Genomic DNA, 14577 nt, shown 5'->3' with positions numbered 1-14577 from the left:
CGATCCTCGTGCTGCTACCCGGTGGTGCGCGTGAGTCGGGCGGTCGCCACGGCCGCGTGCAGCGCTGCGCGTGCGGCGGCGACCTCCGGGTGCGCCCGGGTCCCGCGACGGTAGGCGAGCGAGGTCCGACGGCGGATGGCGAGCGGCGTGAGGACCACACCCGTGGGAGGGTTCCCGGCCGCGAGGTCCGGGACGAGCGCGACGCCCTGCCCGGCGGCGACGAGCGCGAGGACCGCACCGAAGTCGTCCGCGTGGTGACGGATGCCGGGGGCGTAGCCCGCGGCCTCGCAGGCCCTGACGGTCAGCGTGTGGCACAGGGTCCCGGGCGTCCCGGCGATCCAGGGCGCGTCGCGACGGTCGGCGAGCGACCCGGCGTCCAGGGCGGCCAGGTGGACCGTCTCCTCCAGCAGCGGCTCCGTCTCGACGCCGGGCCCGACCGTGAGCGGGACGTGGTCGTACTCCTGGACCAGCGCGACGTCGACCGCGTCCCCGCGCAGCGCGGCGGGGACCGTCGCGGGGTCGAGCTCGGAGACCAGGAGCCGCAACCCCGGGTGGTCGGAGCTCAGGCGCACGACCGCGGGCGTGAGCAGGGTCGGCACGGCGGTCGGGAAGACGCCGAGCCGCAGCGTCCCGCGGAGCGTCGTGGCGGCCGAGGCGAGGTCCGCGTCGGCCTCGCGGAGGATCTCCAGGATCTTCTCGGTGTGCTCGACGAGCCGTTCGGCGGCCGCGGTGAGCCGGACCCGGCGGCCCGACCGCTCCAGCAGGGCCACCCCGGCGTCGCGCTCGAGCACGGAGAGCTGCTGCGACACGGCCGACGGCGTGTAGGTGAGCGCCTCGGCCACCGCCGCGATGGTTCCCCGGTGCGAGAGCTCCCGGAGCAGCCGGAGCCTGCGGACGTCGAGCATAAGAGGAACTTACGGCATGCCGCACGAACGTGAACTGGACCCGACGGTGGCGGCGGGCCCAGAGTGGCCGCCATGGAGCTCTCCGGCCTCTACGTCCCCCTGATCACCCCGTTCACCGACGACGACCGCCTCGACCTCGACGCGCTCGCGACGCTCGCCGCCACGGTCCTCGACGAGGGCGCGGCGGGCGTCGTCGCCCTGGGCACGACCGGAGAGCCGGCGACGCTGACTCGCGCCGAGGCGCGTCAGGTCGTCGACGTCTGCGCCGAGGTCTGCGCAGGACACGACCGGCACCTCGTCGTCGGCACGGGGACGAGCAGCACCGCCGCGTCCGTCGACCTCATCACGGCCCTCGACCCCCGAGCGACGGCCGCGCTCGTCGCGGTCCCGTCGTACACGCGCCCCTCCCAGGAGGGCGTCGTCGAGCACGTCCGGCGCCTCGCGGCGGCGGCCCCCGTCCCGCTGGTCGTCTACAACGTCCCGTACCGGACGGGCCTGACCCTCACGGCGGACACGCTCCACCGGCTCGCCGACCTGCCCGGCGTGGCCGGGTTCAAGCACACGGTGGGCTCGATCGACGACACGACGGTCGCGTTCCTGAGCGCCCTGCGGCCCGACGTGTCCGTGCTCGCCGGCGACGACCTGTACGCGGGGCCGCTGATCTCCCTCGGCGCCCGCGGCGCGATCACCGCGAGCGCCAACGTGGCCCCGCGCGCCTATGCCGAGCTGATCGAAGCCTGGCGGCACGGCCCGGCGCACCGGGCCCGCACGGTGCACGACGCGCTCGTCCCGCTCACGCGCGCCCTCTTCGCCGAGCCCAATCCCGCGGTGATCAAGGCCGTCCTCGCCGCCGACGGCCGGATCGCCAGCCCTCACGTGCGGCTCCCGCTGCTCCCGGCGTCCCTGGACGCGCTCTCGGCGGCCCTCGCGTCCCGCGACGCACTGCTGGGCTCCCTCCGGGCAGCCGGACCGGCGGCGGCCTCGGCCCACCGGCGCACCACCGACGCACCACCGCGCGGCACACGCGAGGACGCGCGGCCGGTCGGGAGGTGACCTTCCTCGATCATGACGATCGATTCCAGTATCGTTGCGACATGCATGCGATCGGATTACTCGCGAGCCTGCGCCGAGACCTCGGCCCGCGACGTCGAGCGGTGCTTCCGGTGGCGCTCGTACTGATCACCGCTGCTGCCACCGTGTCCTGCGGGACCGGGACCTCCGCCTGCGACCCGTCCCGGGTGCTGGCCACGGAGGCCGGGCCGGAGGACTCGGTGGACCTGAGCTCCCCGGACGTCGACCCGGGATCGATCGGCGAGACCCGGCTTCTCCACGAGCAGGACGGGTACGCGTTCTTCCTCGCCGAGTCGCTCGAGCCGGACACCGCCTTCTGCCTGTGGATCGAGCGCGACGGCGCGTTCATCGGCAGCGGGTGCGGGGGTCCGACGATCCGCACGAGCCTGCCCCCGGAGCAGGTCAGCGCTGCCTACGACGCGGGCGGTGACGTCGCCGAGCGGGCAGCGAGCGACTGGGACTGGACCGACGGGTGCCTGGCGGTCTCGACGTAGCGACCGCTCCCCCGACCGCGAGGACGAGCGCCCTGACGGTGACGATCCGCGTCCGGTGGCGATTTTCCGTTGCCCCCGGGTGCGCACGCGTCGAGAGTGTCGGCATGCTGATCAGACGCGAGCGCCCGTCCGACGTCCCGGCGATCCGGGCGGTCACCGCGGACGCGTTCTCCGCGGTCGAGCACGCCGCCCCGTCCGTCGAGCCGGACGGCGCACCCGGCGAGGCCACCCTGGTCGGGTGGCTGCGCGAGGACGGCGGGTGGATCCCGGAGCTGTCGCTGGTCGCCGAGACCGGACTGCCCGACCCGCAGGTCGTCGGTCACGTGGTCGCCACCCGCGGGCGGCTCGGGGACCGGCCGGCGCTGGGGCTCGGGCCGCTCAGCGTCCGTCGCGACCACCAGCAGCGCGGAGTGGGTTCCGCGCTGATGCACACGATCCTCGGCGCGGCGGACGCCCTCGCGGAACCCGTCGTGGTGCTGCTCGGGGAGCCGGCCCTCTACTCCCGGTTCGGGTTCGTGCCCGCGAGCACCCTCGGGATCGAGGCTCCCGAGCCGGCGTGGGGGGACTACTTCCAGGCGCGCGCCCTGAGCGCGTGGCGCGACGAGTACGCGGGCCGGTTCACCTACGCCGCCCCGTTCGACCGCCTGTGACGTGAGGCCGTGCGGCGTGCGCACGACGACGGGACGCCACCCGGGCGCCGAGCGCGCCCCTCTGCCTAGCCGAACGCCACGACGGCGACGCCCGCAGCGACCGTCAGGGGCGCGAGCACGAGGCCCTGCCGGACCACGTGCCACGCGGGCGGCGGCCCCTGCTCGAACGCGTGGCGGCGGTACTGCTGCCACCACAGCACGGTCGCGAGCGACGCCCACGGCGTGACGAGCGGCCCGGCGTTCACCGCGACGAGCAGGGTCGCGAGCCGGTCGACGCTCTCCCCCGCCGCGGGCAGCAGCGCGAGGAACGCGGGCAGGTTGTTGACGAGGTTCGCCGCGACGACGCCGGTCGCAGCGAGCCGCGCGAGGTCGCCCGGGCCGGTGCCCGTGCCGGCGACGGCGGCGAGGAGGTCGCCGAGCCCGTGCGCGTGCCACGTCTCGACGACGACGAACAGCGCGGCGACGACGAGGGCCGACCGCCACGGCAGCATCTCCCGCACGGGGACGAGGGGCTGCACGCGCCGCCACCATGTCGCCAGCACGAGGACCGCGGCGCCCGCGAGCGCCGTCGGCGCGACGGGCAGCTCGAGCGCGAACGCGACCGCGAGGAGCGCGACGACGGCGGCGGTGACCCGGAGGAGCACCTGGTCGGGCGGCGTCGGGCCGGCTCCCCCGAGCGTGAAGCGTCCGCGCAGGTCACGGCCGTGCAGCACGAGCAGGACGACGACCGTCACGGCGAGGACCGCGAGCGCCGGAGCCCACATCACCCCGACGTACCCGGGGCCGAACCGGTGCGCCGCGAGCAGGTTGGTCAGGTTCGAGACGGGCAGGAGCAGCGACGCCGTGTTGGCGAGCGCGAGGACCGTGAGCGCGAGCGGCAGGGGCCGCGTACCCGTGCGGCGCGCGAGGGCGAGCACGACGGGCGTGACGAGCACCGCCGTCGTGTCGAGCGACAGCACGACCGTGCTCGCCGTCGCGAGGACCACGACGAGCCCCCACAGGGCGAGCCGCCGCCCCCGGGCGAGCCGCGCCGCCCGCCCGGCGACGGCGTCGAACAGGCCCGCGCCCGCGCACAGCTCGGCGACGACCGTGATCGCGAGCAGGAAGACCAGCACCGGGCCGGTCCGCGCGAGCAGGTCGCGCGCGTCGGCGGCGGGGAGCAGCCCGGTCGCGGGCAGCACGACGACGACCACCGCCGCGACGAGCCACAGCGGCACACGGCGGCGCGCCGGTGCTCCCGAGGCGTTCACGTCGCGATCGTAAGTCCCGCGACACGGCCACGGATCAGGGCCGCCCCCGAACCGCCGAACCCGGGGTCGGTCCCCACGACGCCGCGCCGGTGGGGAGCGATCCCGGGTTCGGCCTCGTGGTCGCGTTTGCTCCGTTAGTATCTGCGTATGCGTGAAGATATGAAGGCGTGCACCTTCGGGGTGGAGAGCCAGTACGTCGAGCTCGCGGCGGAGGTGTTCTCGCTGCTCGCGGACGCGACGCGCGTCCGGATCGTCCTCGCCCTGCGCGACACCGAGCTGCCGGTCAACGCGCTCGCGGAGATCGTCGGCAAGTCGCCGACGGCCGTCTCCCAGCACCTCGCCAAGCTGCGCTGGGGTCGCATCGTCCGCGCCCGGCAGGAGGGCAACCGCGTCTTCTACTCGCTCGTCGACGAGCACGCGCGGACGCTCGTGACCCAGGCCGTCTTCCAGGCGCAGCACGCCGTGGACGACCACCCCGCGCACCACGCCGACGACGCGCACGCCACGGTCGACGGCTCCTCCCCCGCCGCCGGGACCGCCACGTCCACGGCGGCGGACCGATGAGCACGACCCGCCCGGCCGCCGTCGACCACGACCACGACCACGACCACGACCACGACCACGACCACGACCACGACCACGACCACGACCACGACCACGACCATCCTCACCCGGCCGGGCTGCGCGGCTGGCTGCACGACGTGTTCGTGCCGCACTCGCACGACGCGGCCGACTCGATCGACGACGAGCTCGTCGCGAGCGGGCAGGGCATCCGGGCGGTCAAGGTGTCGCTCGTCGTTCTGGGCGCGACGGCGCTGGCGCAGCTCGGCATCGTCGCGGTCAGCGGCTCGGTCGCGCTGCTCGCGGACACCGTCCACAACCTCTCCGACGCGCTCACGGCCGTGCCGCTGTGGATCGCGTTCGTGCTCGGCCGCCGGGCGGCGACGCGCCGGTACACCCACGGCTACGGCCGGGCCGAGGACCTCGCGGGGCTGTTCATCGTCGCGATGATCGCCCTCTCGGCGGTCGTCGCGGGCGTCGAGTCGGTGCGACGCCTCGCGGATCCCCAACCTGTGGACAACCTGGGCTGGGTGATCGCGGCGGGGATCGTCGGGTTCGCGGGCAACGAGGCGGTCGCCGTGTACCGCATCCGGGTGGGTCGCCGCATCGGCTCCGCCGCGCTCGTCGCGGACGGCGTGCACGCGCGCACCGACGGGTTCACGTCGCTCGCGGTCGTGCTCGGCGCGCTCGGCGTCCTCGCCGGTCTCCCCCTCGCGGACCCGCTCGTCGGCCTGCTCATCACCGCCGCGATCCTCATGCTGCTGTGGGGCACCGCGCGCGACGTCGGGCGCCGGCTCCTCGACGGCGTCGACCCGGACCTCACGGACCGGGCGCGCCACGCGCTCGACGGCGTGGACGGGCTGCAGGGTGTGGACGACGTCCGGCTGCGCTGGTCGGGCCACCGCCTCGCCGTCCAGGCGCGCGTCCTCGTACCGCCGCAGACGCCGGTCGCCGTCGCCGACCGGACCTCGGCCGCAGCCGAGGCCAGGCTGCGGGGCGCGCTGCCGTCGGTCGGGACGGTCGACGTCGTAGTGGCGCCCGCCCGCTGACCGGCCGCCGGCGTCCCGCGCCGCCGAACCGGGGCTCGCTCCCGATTGGGCGCTCCCCTGGGCCGCCGAGCCCGGGGTTCCTCCCCACGGGGCGGCGATCGTCGGGAGGGACCCCGGGTTCGGCACCGGCGGGAGCACGGGCGGACGTGGGTGGTCGGCGTGAGGATGGAGCATGCTGCTCGCCGAGGTCGCCGCCACGTCCGACGCCGTCGCCGCCACCCGCTCGCGCCTCGCCAAGCGCGCGGCCATCGCGGACCTGCTGCGTCGCGTCGCCGCCGACGTCGGCCCGGCCGACACCGCCGGCACCGCCGGCACCGCCGGCACCGCGGACGGTACCGACGGCCGGAGCGGGCGCGACGAGGTCGAGATCGCCGTCGCTTACCTCGCGGGCGAGCTGCGCCAGCGGCGCACGGGACTCGGGTGGCGCTCGCTGCGCGACCTGCCCACCCCGGCCGAGGAGCCGAGCCTCACCCTGACCGCGGTCGACGCCGCGTTCGCGCGCATGGCCGACCTCTCCGGCCCCGGCTCGGCGACGGCCCGCCAGGCCGAGGCCGCGGCGCTGTTCGGTGCCGCGACGGCGCGCGAGCAGTCGCTCCTCGCGGGGCTCGTCTCGGGCGAGCTGCGGCAGGGCGCGCTCGACTCGGTCGTGGTCGACGCCGTCGCCGAGGCGTCGGAGGTCCCCGCCGACGCAGTGCGCCGCGCGGTCATGCTCGCCGGAGCCACGGGACCGGTCGCGCGCGCCGCGCTGACGGCCGGAAGCCCCGAGGCCGCGACCGAGGCCCTCGCGACGTTCCGGCTCACGGTCGGCCGTCCCGTCCGGCCGATGCTCGCGCAGTCAGCGTCCGACGTCGGTGCCGCGCTCGAGAAGCTCGGCGCCGGACCCGGCGGCGAGGGAGTCGCAGAGGGCGAGCGCCCGCCGTCGGGCACCGCGGTGGCCGTGGACGTCAAGCTCGACGGGATCCGCATCCAGGTGCACCGCGACGGCGACGACGTGCGCGTCTTCACCCGCTCGCTCGACGACATCACCGAGCGCGTCCCGGAGATCGTCGCCGCGACGCGGTCCCTCCCGGCCCGGGCGCTCGTGCTCGACGGCGAGGCGCTCGTCGTCGGGCCCGACGGCGTCCCGCGCCCGTTCCAGGAGACCGCCGCCCGCTCCGCGACCCAGGGCGAGCGGAGCGCTGCCGAGGAGGCCGAGCTCGCGGCGTCGCTCGAGCTGTCGCCGTTCTTCTTCGACGCGCTGCACGTCGACGGCCGCGACCTGCTCGACGAGCCGCTGCGCGACCGGCTCGCGGTGCTCGACGACGTGGCGGGCCCCCACGCCGTGCGGCGCCTCGTCACCGCCGACCCCGACGCCGCGACCGCGTTCTTCGAGGGCGCGGTGGCCGAGGGGCAGGAGGGCGTCGTGGTGAAGTCGCTCGACACCCCCTACGCGGCCGGGCGGCGCGGCGCGGGCTGGGTCAAGGTCAAGCCGCGGCACACGCTCGACCTCGTCGTGCTCGCGGTCGAGCAGGGCTCGGGCCGCCGCCGCGGGTGGCTGTCCAACATCTGGCTCGGCGCGCGCGACCCCGACGGCGGGTTCGTCATGCTCGGCGAGACGTTCACTGGGGCTGATGGAACTCATTGGGTTCCCGTGGGGAAGACCTTCAAGGGGATGTCTGACGAAATGCTCGACTGGCAGACGAGGCGGTTCCGTGAGTTGCAGGTCTCCGACGACGGCTGGGTCGTGACGGTCCGACCGGAACAGGTCGTCGAGATCGCCTTCGACGGGGTGCAGCGGTCGAGCAGATACGCCGGAGGCGTCGCCTTGCGCTTCGCGCGTGTGGTCCGCTACCGGGATGACAAGACGGCCGACGAGTCCGACACGATCAACACCCTGCGGGCCCTTCTGGCGTCATAGCCTTTTGGCTGTGAACGATGCCGATTCCGCAAGCAGGCACGCCGCGAGACTGGTCGGCACCTCCGTCTACCAGTTCCGCGTCGCTCGCGCCTTGACGCTCGACTTCGAGAGTGACGATCGCCTCGTCATCGAGACACCCATGTCAGCGCACTCCACCGCTGGCGTGTGGCAGGGGGAACCCGTCGACGGCCGTGCGATCGATGTGCTCCTTCCGCTCCTGAATCAGCGGGTCGAATCGGCGCATGTCAGCACCGTCGGATCGATACGGCTGACGTTCGCAAGCGGCGCCATCGAGGTCAGACCACATCCCGAGTACGAGTCCTGGCAGTTGGCGACTCCCGATACCCAACTGGTGATCTGCACGCCCGGAGGCAGTCTGGCGTGGTGGGAATAAGGCATGCGACTGTCAGCTACCTGTCTGGAATCTACTGAAGCGAACGCCATCGACCGAGGCAGGAGCGTCTTCGACCCCGGCGGCCTCGCGCTCCGGTTCGCGCGCGTGCTGCGCTACCGCGACGACAAGTCCGCAGACGAGGCCGACACGATCGACGCGGTGCGCGCGCTCGTGCGGTAGGGAGTGGTCAGCGCGGGCGGGCCGAGGGGTCCGGCGCGACGAGCCGGACGGTGCCGTCCCGGTCGACGAGCGCCCTCCGGCCGGTCGCGTGGTCGAGCACGTCGACGACGTCGTCCTCCGGCATCACCGTCACGGTGAACAGCGGTCGGCTGCCGCCGAGCGCGGGGTACGGCTGGAGCGCGCCCACCCCGGCCTCGGCGCGCGACCTCTGCTCCGGCGTCAGCCGCGCCCAGGAGAGCCGTTCGCGCAGCCAGGTCGGCTGCGCCTCGACGGACCGCGGGAACCGCTCCAGGTCGCTGGCGAAGTCGGCGGGGCCGGCCGGGGGCACGAAGCCGGGTTCGGTGTCGACGTCGTACGACGCGTCGACCTCGCCGTCGGCGCGCACCGTCATGGAAATGGTGAACCAGGCCCCCCGGCCGGGCGCCGCCGTCGCCGCCCGCAGCTCGGCGAGCGCCTCCACGAACGTCGAGGAGGTCGGCTTCTGCGCGAGGGGCGGTGGCCACGCGCCGCGGAGCGACACGTGCGACTGCGTCCGGTCGGCCACGACGAACGCGCGGTACGACAGCTCGTCCCACGGCTCGGTCTGGGCCGCCGCCAGTTCCTGCGCCAGCACGCCCAGCAGGCGCGTCTGCGCCTCGGCCGCGGCGGCCTGCTCGGCGGAGGGCCGCTCCTCCCCTCGCCTTCCGAGCGGCCACCAGCCGCCGCGCGGGCTCACAGGCGCGCCGTCCTGACCCGTGCCGCGCCGCGACCCGGCGCTCCAAACACGACGACCGCCATCGCACGCCTCCCCGTCCCGGCCCTCGACCGGGGCCGACCCCCGCGCATTCTTCCGTACGCCCGAGCCCCGTCCTGGGAGACGACCGTGCCCGCGTCACGGCACGAGGCCGTGACGCGGGCACGTCGGGTGCGGGTCAGCAGGTCGGGACGGTGACCGTCTGCTCGACCGTCTGCTCGCCGTCGGGACCGGTGGCGGTCACGGTGACCACGAGGTCACCGGTCACGCCGCGGGCCGCGAACGACTGGTAGGCGTTCGCCCCGGGCGCGACGTCCGTGAACGTCTTGGCCCCGAGCGCCGAGGCGAGCTCGACGTCCACCGCGGCGTCGGAGACGTTCACCGCGCGGACCGCGACGTACGGCTTCCCGGCGAGGCAGCGCGGGCTGAGCGTGACCTCGACGAGCTCGACGTCCGCCGGCTCCTCCAGGGCGTCGATCGCGCCCTGGAGCGCGAGGCGTGCGTCGCGCAGCGCCGCGTCCGACGCCGCCGCGTCGTCCCGGGTCTCGGTCGCCGCGGCGAGCGCCGTGCGGAACGCCTGCCACGACTCGGGGCTGTACCCCTCGTCGGTCAGGGACTCCGCGCTCGTCACGAGGTTCTCGAGCCGACGACGCTCGGCCGGCACGAGCTGGTCGGTCGCCAACCCGAGACGGCGCGCCCGCTCGTCGACCTGCGCCTGGGCGGCGCCGTCGGTACCGAGCAGCGACCGCGCGGCGGCGAGCTCGCGCGAGAAGACGCCCGCGTCGATGCGGCCGTACCGCTCGATCTCCGCCTCGAACGCCGCGGCGTCCTCGACCGACGCCGCGAGCGCGGCCGTGTCGGTCGGCGGGACCTCGACCTCGTAGGCGTCGGTGAAGAACCGCATGCTGTCGAGGTTCGCGACGTACGGGTGGTCGGCGTACGCCTCGGTGGACAGGCGCACCCACACCTGGTGCTTGCCGCGGACCGTGGTCGGCAGGTCGACGACGGCCGTGCCGTCCGTCGTCCAGCTCGACCCGGTGTTCGCCAGCGGGACGGTGACGAACGGCTCGCCCGGGTTCGCCGGGTCGAACGCGTCGAGGTAGACCGACAGCGCCGAGTTCCGACCCGACCGGTTCGAGTTGTGCACGTAGTGCACGGAGAGCTGGTCGAGCGCGGCGGAGCCGAGGTCGATCTCGCCGTACGCGAGCCAGTCGCCGTCCGCGGTGCCGCCGACGTTCGTCACCGGCCCGCTCGTCCACGTCGAGCTCTCGTTCTTCAGCCCGCGGCCGGAGTTCGACGTCCAGGCCTCGGACTCGACGACGACCGACGTCGGGCCGCCCGGCGCGAACGTGAGGCTGTCGAGGTTCGCGACGTACGGGTGGTCGGCGTACGGCTCTGTCGACAGGCGCACGAACACCTCGTGCGTCCCCTGCACCGTCTGCGGCAGGACGACGGTCGCCGTCCCGTCCGCGGTCCAGCTCGACCCGGTCGTCGGCAGCGGCACGGTGACGAACGGCTCGCCCGGGTTCGCCGGGTCGAACGCGTCGAGGTACACCGACAGCGCCGAGTTGTTCCCCGACCGGTTCGAGTTGTGCACGTAGTGGACCGACAGCTCGCCGAGCGGGAGCTCACCGAGGTCGACCGGCCCGTAGGCGATCCAGTCGCCGTCCGCGGTGCCGCCGACGTTCGTCACCGGCCCGCTCGTCCACGTCGAGGACTCCTTCTTGAGCCCGCGACCGGAGTTCGCGGTCCAGTCCTCGGCCTCGATCGTCACGGTCGGCGACTCGCCCGGCTGGCCGGGGGCCGTCGGGTCCTCGGCGCTGAACCGGAACCAGTCGAAGTTGCCGACCCAGTTCCGCCCCGACGGGGCGAGCAGCTCGAACGTGACGGCCTTCGCGTCCACGAGCGCCTGGACGTCGCCGAGCTCCGCCGTCACCTCGGTGTACTTGCCCCAGCCGCTGGTGCCCTTCAGGTCCACGGTCGCGACCACGGGGCCGTTCACGTCGCCGGCGTGCACGCGCACGGTGCTGGGCGTGTCCGTCGGGGCGAAGCTCGTGTCGTACCGGACCGTGAGGAAGCGCGGCGGCGTGTCCCCGGCCGCGGTCTCGAAGGTCATGTCGCGGTACTGCACCCACGACCCGGAGCGCACGCCGCCGAGGTTGCCCGACGAGCTGTTCGCCTCGTTCTTCAGCTCGCCGCCCGACCACGCCTCGGACTGCTCGGCCTCGAGCGTGCGGTAGCCGCCGCCCGTGAGGTCGAGCGCGTCGATCGCCGCGCCGAGCCGGTCGGCCGCGAACCGCAGCGCGATGCTCGTCGCCGCCTCGTCCGCGAGGGCGTCCTGCGCCTGGGTCAGCGCGGTGGAGAACCTGTCGAACGTCACCGAGGAGTAGTTCCCGTGCCGCACGAGCACGGCGTCGTCGACGAGCCCGGCGAGCGCGTCGCGCTCGGCGGACGCCACGGACAGGCGCAGCGGGGAGAGCACCGAGACGCCCTGTCCGCGCAGCGACGACGCGGCGACGTCGTCGGCGAGCGCACCGTCGCCCAGGTGGACGTAGAAGCGCGCGTCGGCGGACGCCGTCCCCGTCAGGGAGACGGTGAGCGCGGTCGGCGACGCGACCGTCACGGCCGCCGTGACGCCGTCGGGCAGCCCGACGACGTTCGCCGCCCCGCCCGCGACGAGGTCCGTGCCGGCGGGCGCGGCGAACCGCGCGCCGTCGAGCGTGAGCGTCACGGTCGCGTCGAGCGCGCCGCCGTCGCCGGTCTGCACGGTCGTGGGGTCCGCGCTGACGCGCGGTCCCTCGGCGGGCTCGTCGGTGGCGGTGCTCATCGAGAACGCGGGCTCGGTGTCCGTGCCCCAGTCGCTCGGCTGCTCGCCCATGCGGAACGCGAGGTCCGCGCCCCCGATCACGGTCGCGTAGTCGACCCACGTGTTGCCGAACGGTGCGCCGTCGAGCGTCGCGGACTGGACGTAGAACGCGTCCTCGGAGACGCCGTCGGCCGTGACCGTGAAGGCGCTGCCGTCGTCGTAGGTGATGGTCGTGGAGTCGAAGAACGGCGAACCGATCTGGAACTCGTCCGACCCGGCGGTCACCGGGAACAGGCCGACGGCCGCGGCGACGAACATCGTCGACATCGTGCCGGCGTCGTTGTCCATCGTGGGGAGCATCCCGCGCGGGTCGAGCTGGTAGACCTTCGTCTTCACGGGCGGTGTGAACTCCCCGCCGCCGCTCGGGACCGCGCTGGAGGAACCGGTCGCGATGTACCGGTTCCAGGTCTCCTTCGTGTAGATCGCGCGCGCCCACTTCTGCGTGAGGCTCGGCTCGCCCGTGTAGTTGAACAGGTACGGCGCCTGCAGGTCGATCTCGTTGGCGTTCGAGTGGAGCATGGCCTTGCCGTCGTCCGGTGCGTGCTCGCCGAACATGTGGCGCATCGCGAGGCGCGCCGCCTCGGGGCCGCCCATCGCCTCGACGAGCGCGTCCATGTCGTACGCGTCGTACCAGTGGTACTGCCAGAGCGTGCCCTGGTAGAGGCTCGCGGCCTCGAACTTCGCGTAGTCGGCGCTCTGCCACGAGCCGTCGGCGGCGCGCGGGGTGAGGAGGCCGACCTGCGTGCCGTCGGCCGCGGTCCACGCGCCCGGCTTGGTGAGCTTCTCGATCGGCCACGACGCCTGCTCGCGCATCGTCTGCGCCTCGTCCGTCAGGCCGAGCTCGTCCGCGATCACGGAGAGGCCGTACTGGTCGTAGCCGCGCTGCACCGACGCGCCGGGGTTGCCCGCCACGTACCCGCGCTGGAGCTCGTCCGCGCTGTACTGCCCGGCGAGCCGCTTCAGCGCCGGGTACGCCTCGTCGAGGCGGTCGAACCCGTCGAATCCCTTCGCGATCGCGTCCGCGACCACGACGGACGACCGCTCCCAGCGGACCGTCGGGACCGAGTGCACGAACCCGCCGAGGCCGCTGCCCGTGCCGGTCGCCTCGGCGTCCGCGAACAGGTAGACGAGCGACTGCACCATGTCGCGGTACAGCGCCGGGTCGATGTAGGCGATGACGGAGAACTTGCGGAAGTCGTCCCACGTGGCCCACGAGTCGTAGTACGTGAAGCCCTGCGCCGCGTGCACCGCGCCGTCGACGCCGCGGTACGTGCCCGACGTGCTCGTCGCGTTCATCGGCATGGCGAACATGCGGTACAGGTGCGTGTAGAAGAGCTGCTGCAGCTCGCCCGTCGGGTCCGTCGCCGTCGAGGCGTCGATCGCGACCCGCCCGAGCGTCGCGTTCCACTCGGCCCGCGTGCGGTCACGGATCGCGTCGAACGACAGGTCACCGAGCTCGACCGCCTGGTCGGTCCGCGCCTGCTCGACGCTCACCGGCGACAGCGTGACCTGCAGGCCGACGTCCCCCGCGTCGGCCGGGTCGAACGTGAGGACCGCGCCGGTGTCGACGCCGTCCTGGGACGTCGCGTCGACGAGCTTGTCGTCGTCGCCCCACGTCTGCACCGTCGCGGGCTGCAGCGTGCGCGCGGTGTAGTAGAGCGTGTAGGCGGCGTTGTAGAAGTAGCCCGTGACCTGGCCGGACAGCTCGACGGTGCCGTCCGCGCGCGTCTCGACCTGCACCGAGGACGAGCGGCGGCTCGTGTTGTTGGTCTCGAGGTCGACGACGAGGCTCGGCGTCGAGCCCTCGGGGAACGCGTAGCGGTGCACGCCCGAGCGCGTGGTCGCCGCGACCTCGGCCTCGATCGTGCCCGGCGCGGCCGCGATGGCGCCGTCCTTGCCCGCGACGTTGCCGAGCCCGACGGAGTAGAAGCCCGGGCCGGCCTGCTCGTCGTCGTGCGAGAAGGTGTGCGCGTACGTGCCCGTGCCCGGCCGCGCGGTGTACGACCCGGAGGTCGGGACCACGAGGATGTCACCGCCGCCGCCGGAGCCCCCCACCCCGTCGAGGTTGGTGTGCGTGAAGCCCGAGATCTTGGACTGCGCGTAGTCGTAGCCGGTGTTGTTGCGCCCCGGCGTCGTGCGCGGGTTCACCTTGGCCAGGCCGTTGGGCGCCTGCGCGGCGGGCATGTCGTTGCCGTAGTCGCCCTCGGTGCCGACGAACACGTCGACGAGCGACGCGAGGTCGCTCTCGGCGGTGGGCACCACGGGGGCCGCGACCGCGGCGGCGGGCGGCAGGACGCCGACGGCGAGCGCGGCGGCCAGAGCCCCGGCGAGGGCTCCGCCGAGCCGGCTGCGGCGGCCTCGTCGGGTATGGGGGTCGGACGTCGGGCTGGCCCCGCGTCGTCCGACAGCGCTGTCAAGACGCGCGGCAGATGGTCTGGCCACGAGAGTTCTCCTTGGGGGGGGTCGTGCCGAGGCTGCTCCGCCTCGCCGCCCTCACGGTACGTGTCGTCCCCGCCGACCTCAAGAC

At 74.2% G+C, this 14577-nt stretch carries 12 protein-coding genes; 8 read left to right on the top strand and 4 right to left on the bottom strand.

Annotated features, from left to right (window positions below):
* Window positions 1-14: 14 nt before the first annotated feature.
* The gene (locus ACTJIY_RS09965; RefSeq protein WP_440673591.1) at window positions 15-905 is read right to left on the bottom strand and encodes a LysR family transcriptional regulator; all 891 of its coding nucleotides are present in this window, start codon (window positions 903-905) and stop codon (window positions 15-17) included.
* A gap of 72 nt (window positions 906-977) precedes the next feature.
* Here ACTJIY_RS09965 and dapA point away from each other — a divergent pair, with 72 nt between their 5' ends.
* The 3 genes from dapA to ACTJIY_RS09950 all read left to right on the top strand — a co-directional run bounded on the left by dapA (window position 978) and on the right by ACTJIY_RS09950 (window position 3120).
* Entirely contained in the window at window positions 978-1958 is a 981-nt protein-coding gene (gene dapA, locus ACTJIY_RS09960; RefSeq protein ID WP_440673592.1) for a 4-hydroxy-tetrahydrodipicolinate synthase, read from the top strand.
* A 185-nt stretch (window positions 1959-2143) separates the two neighbouring features.
* Window positions 2144-2470 (top strand): hypothetical protein, encoded by a 327-nt coding sequence (locus tag ACTJIY_RS09955; RefSeq protein ID WP_440673593.1) that lies wholly within the window; start codon window positions 2144-2146, stop codon window positions 2468-2470.
* A gap of 104 nt (window positions 2471-2574) precedes the next feature.
* On the top strand, window positions 2575-3120 hold the full coding sequence (locus tag ACTJIY_RS09950) for a GNAT family N-acetyltransferase (RefSeq protein WP_440673594.1): 546 nt from the start codon (window positions 2575-2577) through the stop codon (window positions 3118-3120).
* A 65-nt stretch (window positions 3121-3185) separates the two neighbouring features.
* Here ACTJIY_RS09950 and ACTJIY_RS09945 read toward each other — a convergent pair whose 3' ends face one another.
* The gene (locus tag ACTJIY_RS09945; RefSeq protein WP_440673595.1) at window positions 3186-4370 is read right to left on the bottom strand and encodes an SLC13 family permease; all 1185 of its coding nucleotides are present in this window, start codon (window positions 4368-4370) and stop codon (window positions 3186-3188) included.
* A gap of 147 nt (window positions 4371-4517) precedes the next feature.
* On the opposite strand from ACTJIY_RS09945, the gene ACTJIY_RS09940 reads away from it, so the two are divergent.
* The 5 genes from ACTJIY_RS09940 (at window position 4518) to ACTJIY_RS09920 (ending at window position 8451) form a co-directional block, all read left to right on the top strand.
* A complete protein-coding gene (locus tag ACTJIY_RS09940) occupies window positions 4518-4934 on the top strand; it encodes an ArsR/SmtB family transcription factor (RefSeq protein WP_353706894.1) in 417 nt (138 codons plus the stop codon).
* Entirely contained in the window at window positions 4931-5980 is a 1050-nt protein-coding gene (locus ACTJIY_RS09935; protein ID WP_440673596.1) for a cation diffusion facilitator family transporter, read from the top strand. Before ACTJIY_RS09940 ends, ACTJIY_RS09935 begins: the two co-directional genes overlap by 4 nt.
* Window positions 5981-6152: 172 nt before the next feature.
* Complete coding sequence (locus ACTJIY_RS09930) at window positions 6153-7877, top strand: ATP-dependent DNA ligase (RefSeq protein ID WP_440673597.1); 1725 nt, start codon at window positions 6153-6155, stop codon at window positions 7875-7877.
* A 10-nt stretch (window positions 7878-7887) separates the two neighbouring features.
* Window positions 7888-8271, top strand: a complete 384-nt coding sequence (locus ACTJIY_RS09925; RefSeq protein WP_440673598.1) for a DUF6188 family protein — start codon at window positions 7888-7890, stop codon at window positions 8269-8271.
* A 3-nt stretch (window positions 8272-8274) separates the two neighbouring features.
* Window positions 8275-8451: a hypothetical protein gene (locus ACTJIY_RS09920; RefSeq protein ID WP_440673700.1), complete on the top strand. Its 177-nt coding sequence runs from the start codon at window positions 8275-8277 to the stop codon at window positions 8449-8451.
* 7 nt (window positions 8452-8458) lie between these two features.
* Here the strand turns inward: ACTJIY_RS09920 and ACTJIY_RS09915 are convergent, their stop codons facing one another.
* Entirely contained in the window at window positions 8459-9166 is a 708-nt protein-coding gene (locus ACTJIY_RS09915) for a hypothetical protein (RefSeq protein ID WP_440673599.1), read from the bottom strand.
* Between the two features lie 196 nt (window positions 9167-9362).
* Window positions 9363-14492, bottom strand: coding sequence for a glycoside hydrolase domain-containing protein (locus ACTJIY_RS09910; protein WP_440673600.1), 5130 nt, complete (start codon window positions 14490-14492; stop codon window positions 9363-9365).
* Window positions 14493-14577 lie beyond the last annotated feature (85 nt).

It is taken from the genome of Cellulosimicrobium sp. 22598, from assembly GCF_052044445.1.
Classification (GTDB): domain Bacteria; phylum Actinomycetota; class Actinomycetes; order Actinomycetales; family Cellulomonadaceae; genus Cellulosimicrobium; species Cellulosimicrobium cellulans_G.
The sequence above is the reverse complement of the archived record's forward strand: the minus strand, read 5'-3'. Positions and strand labels throughout refer to the sequence as shown.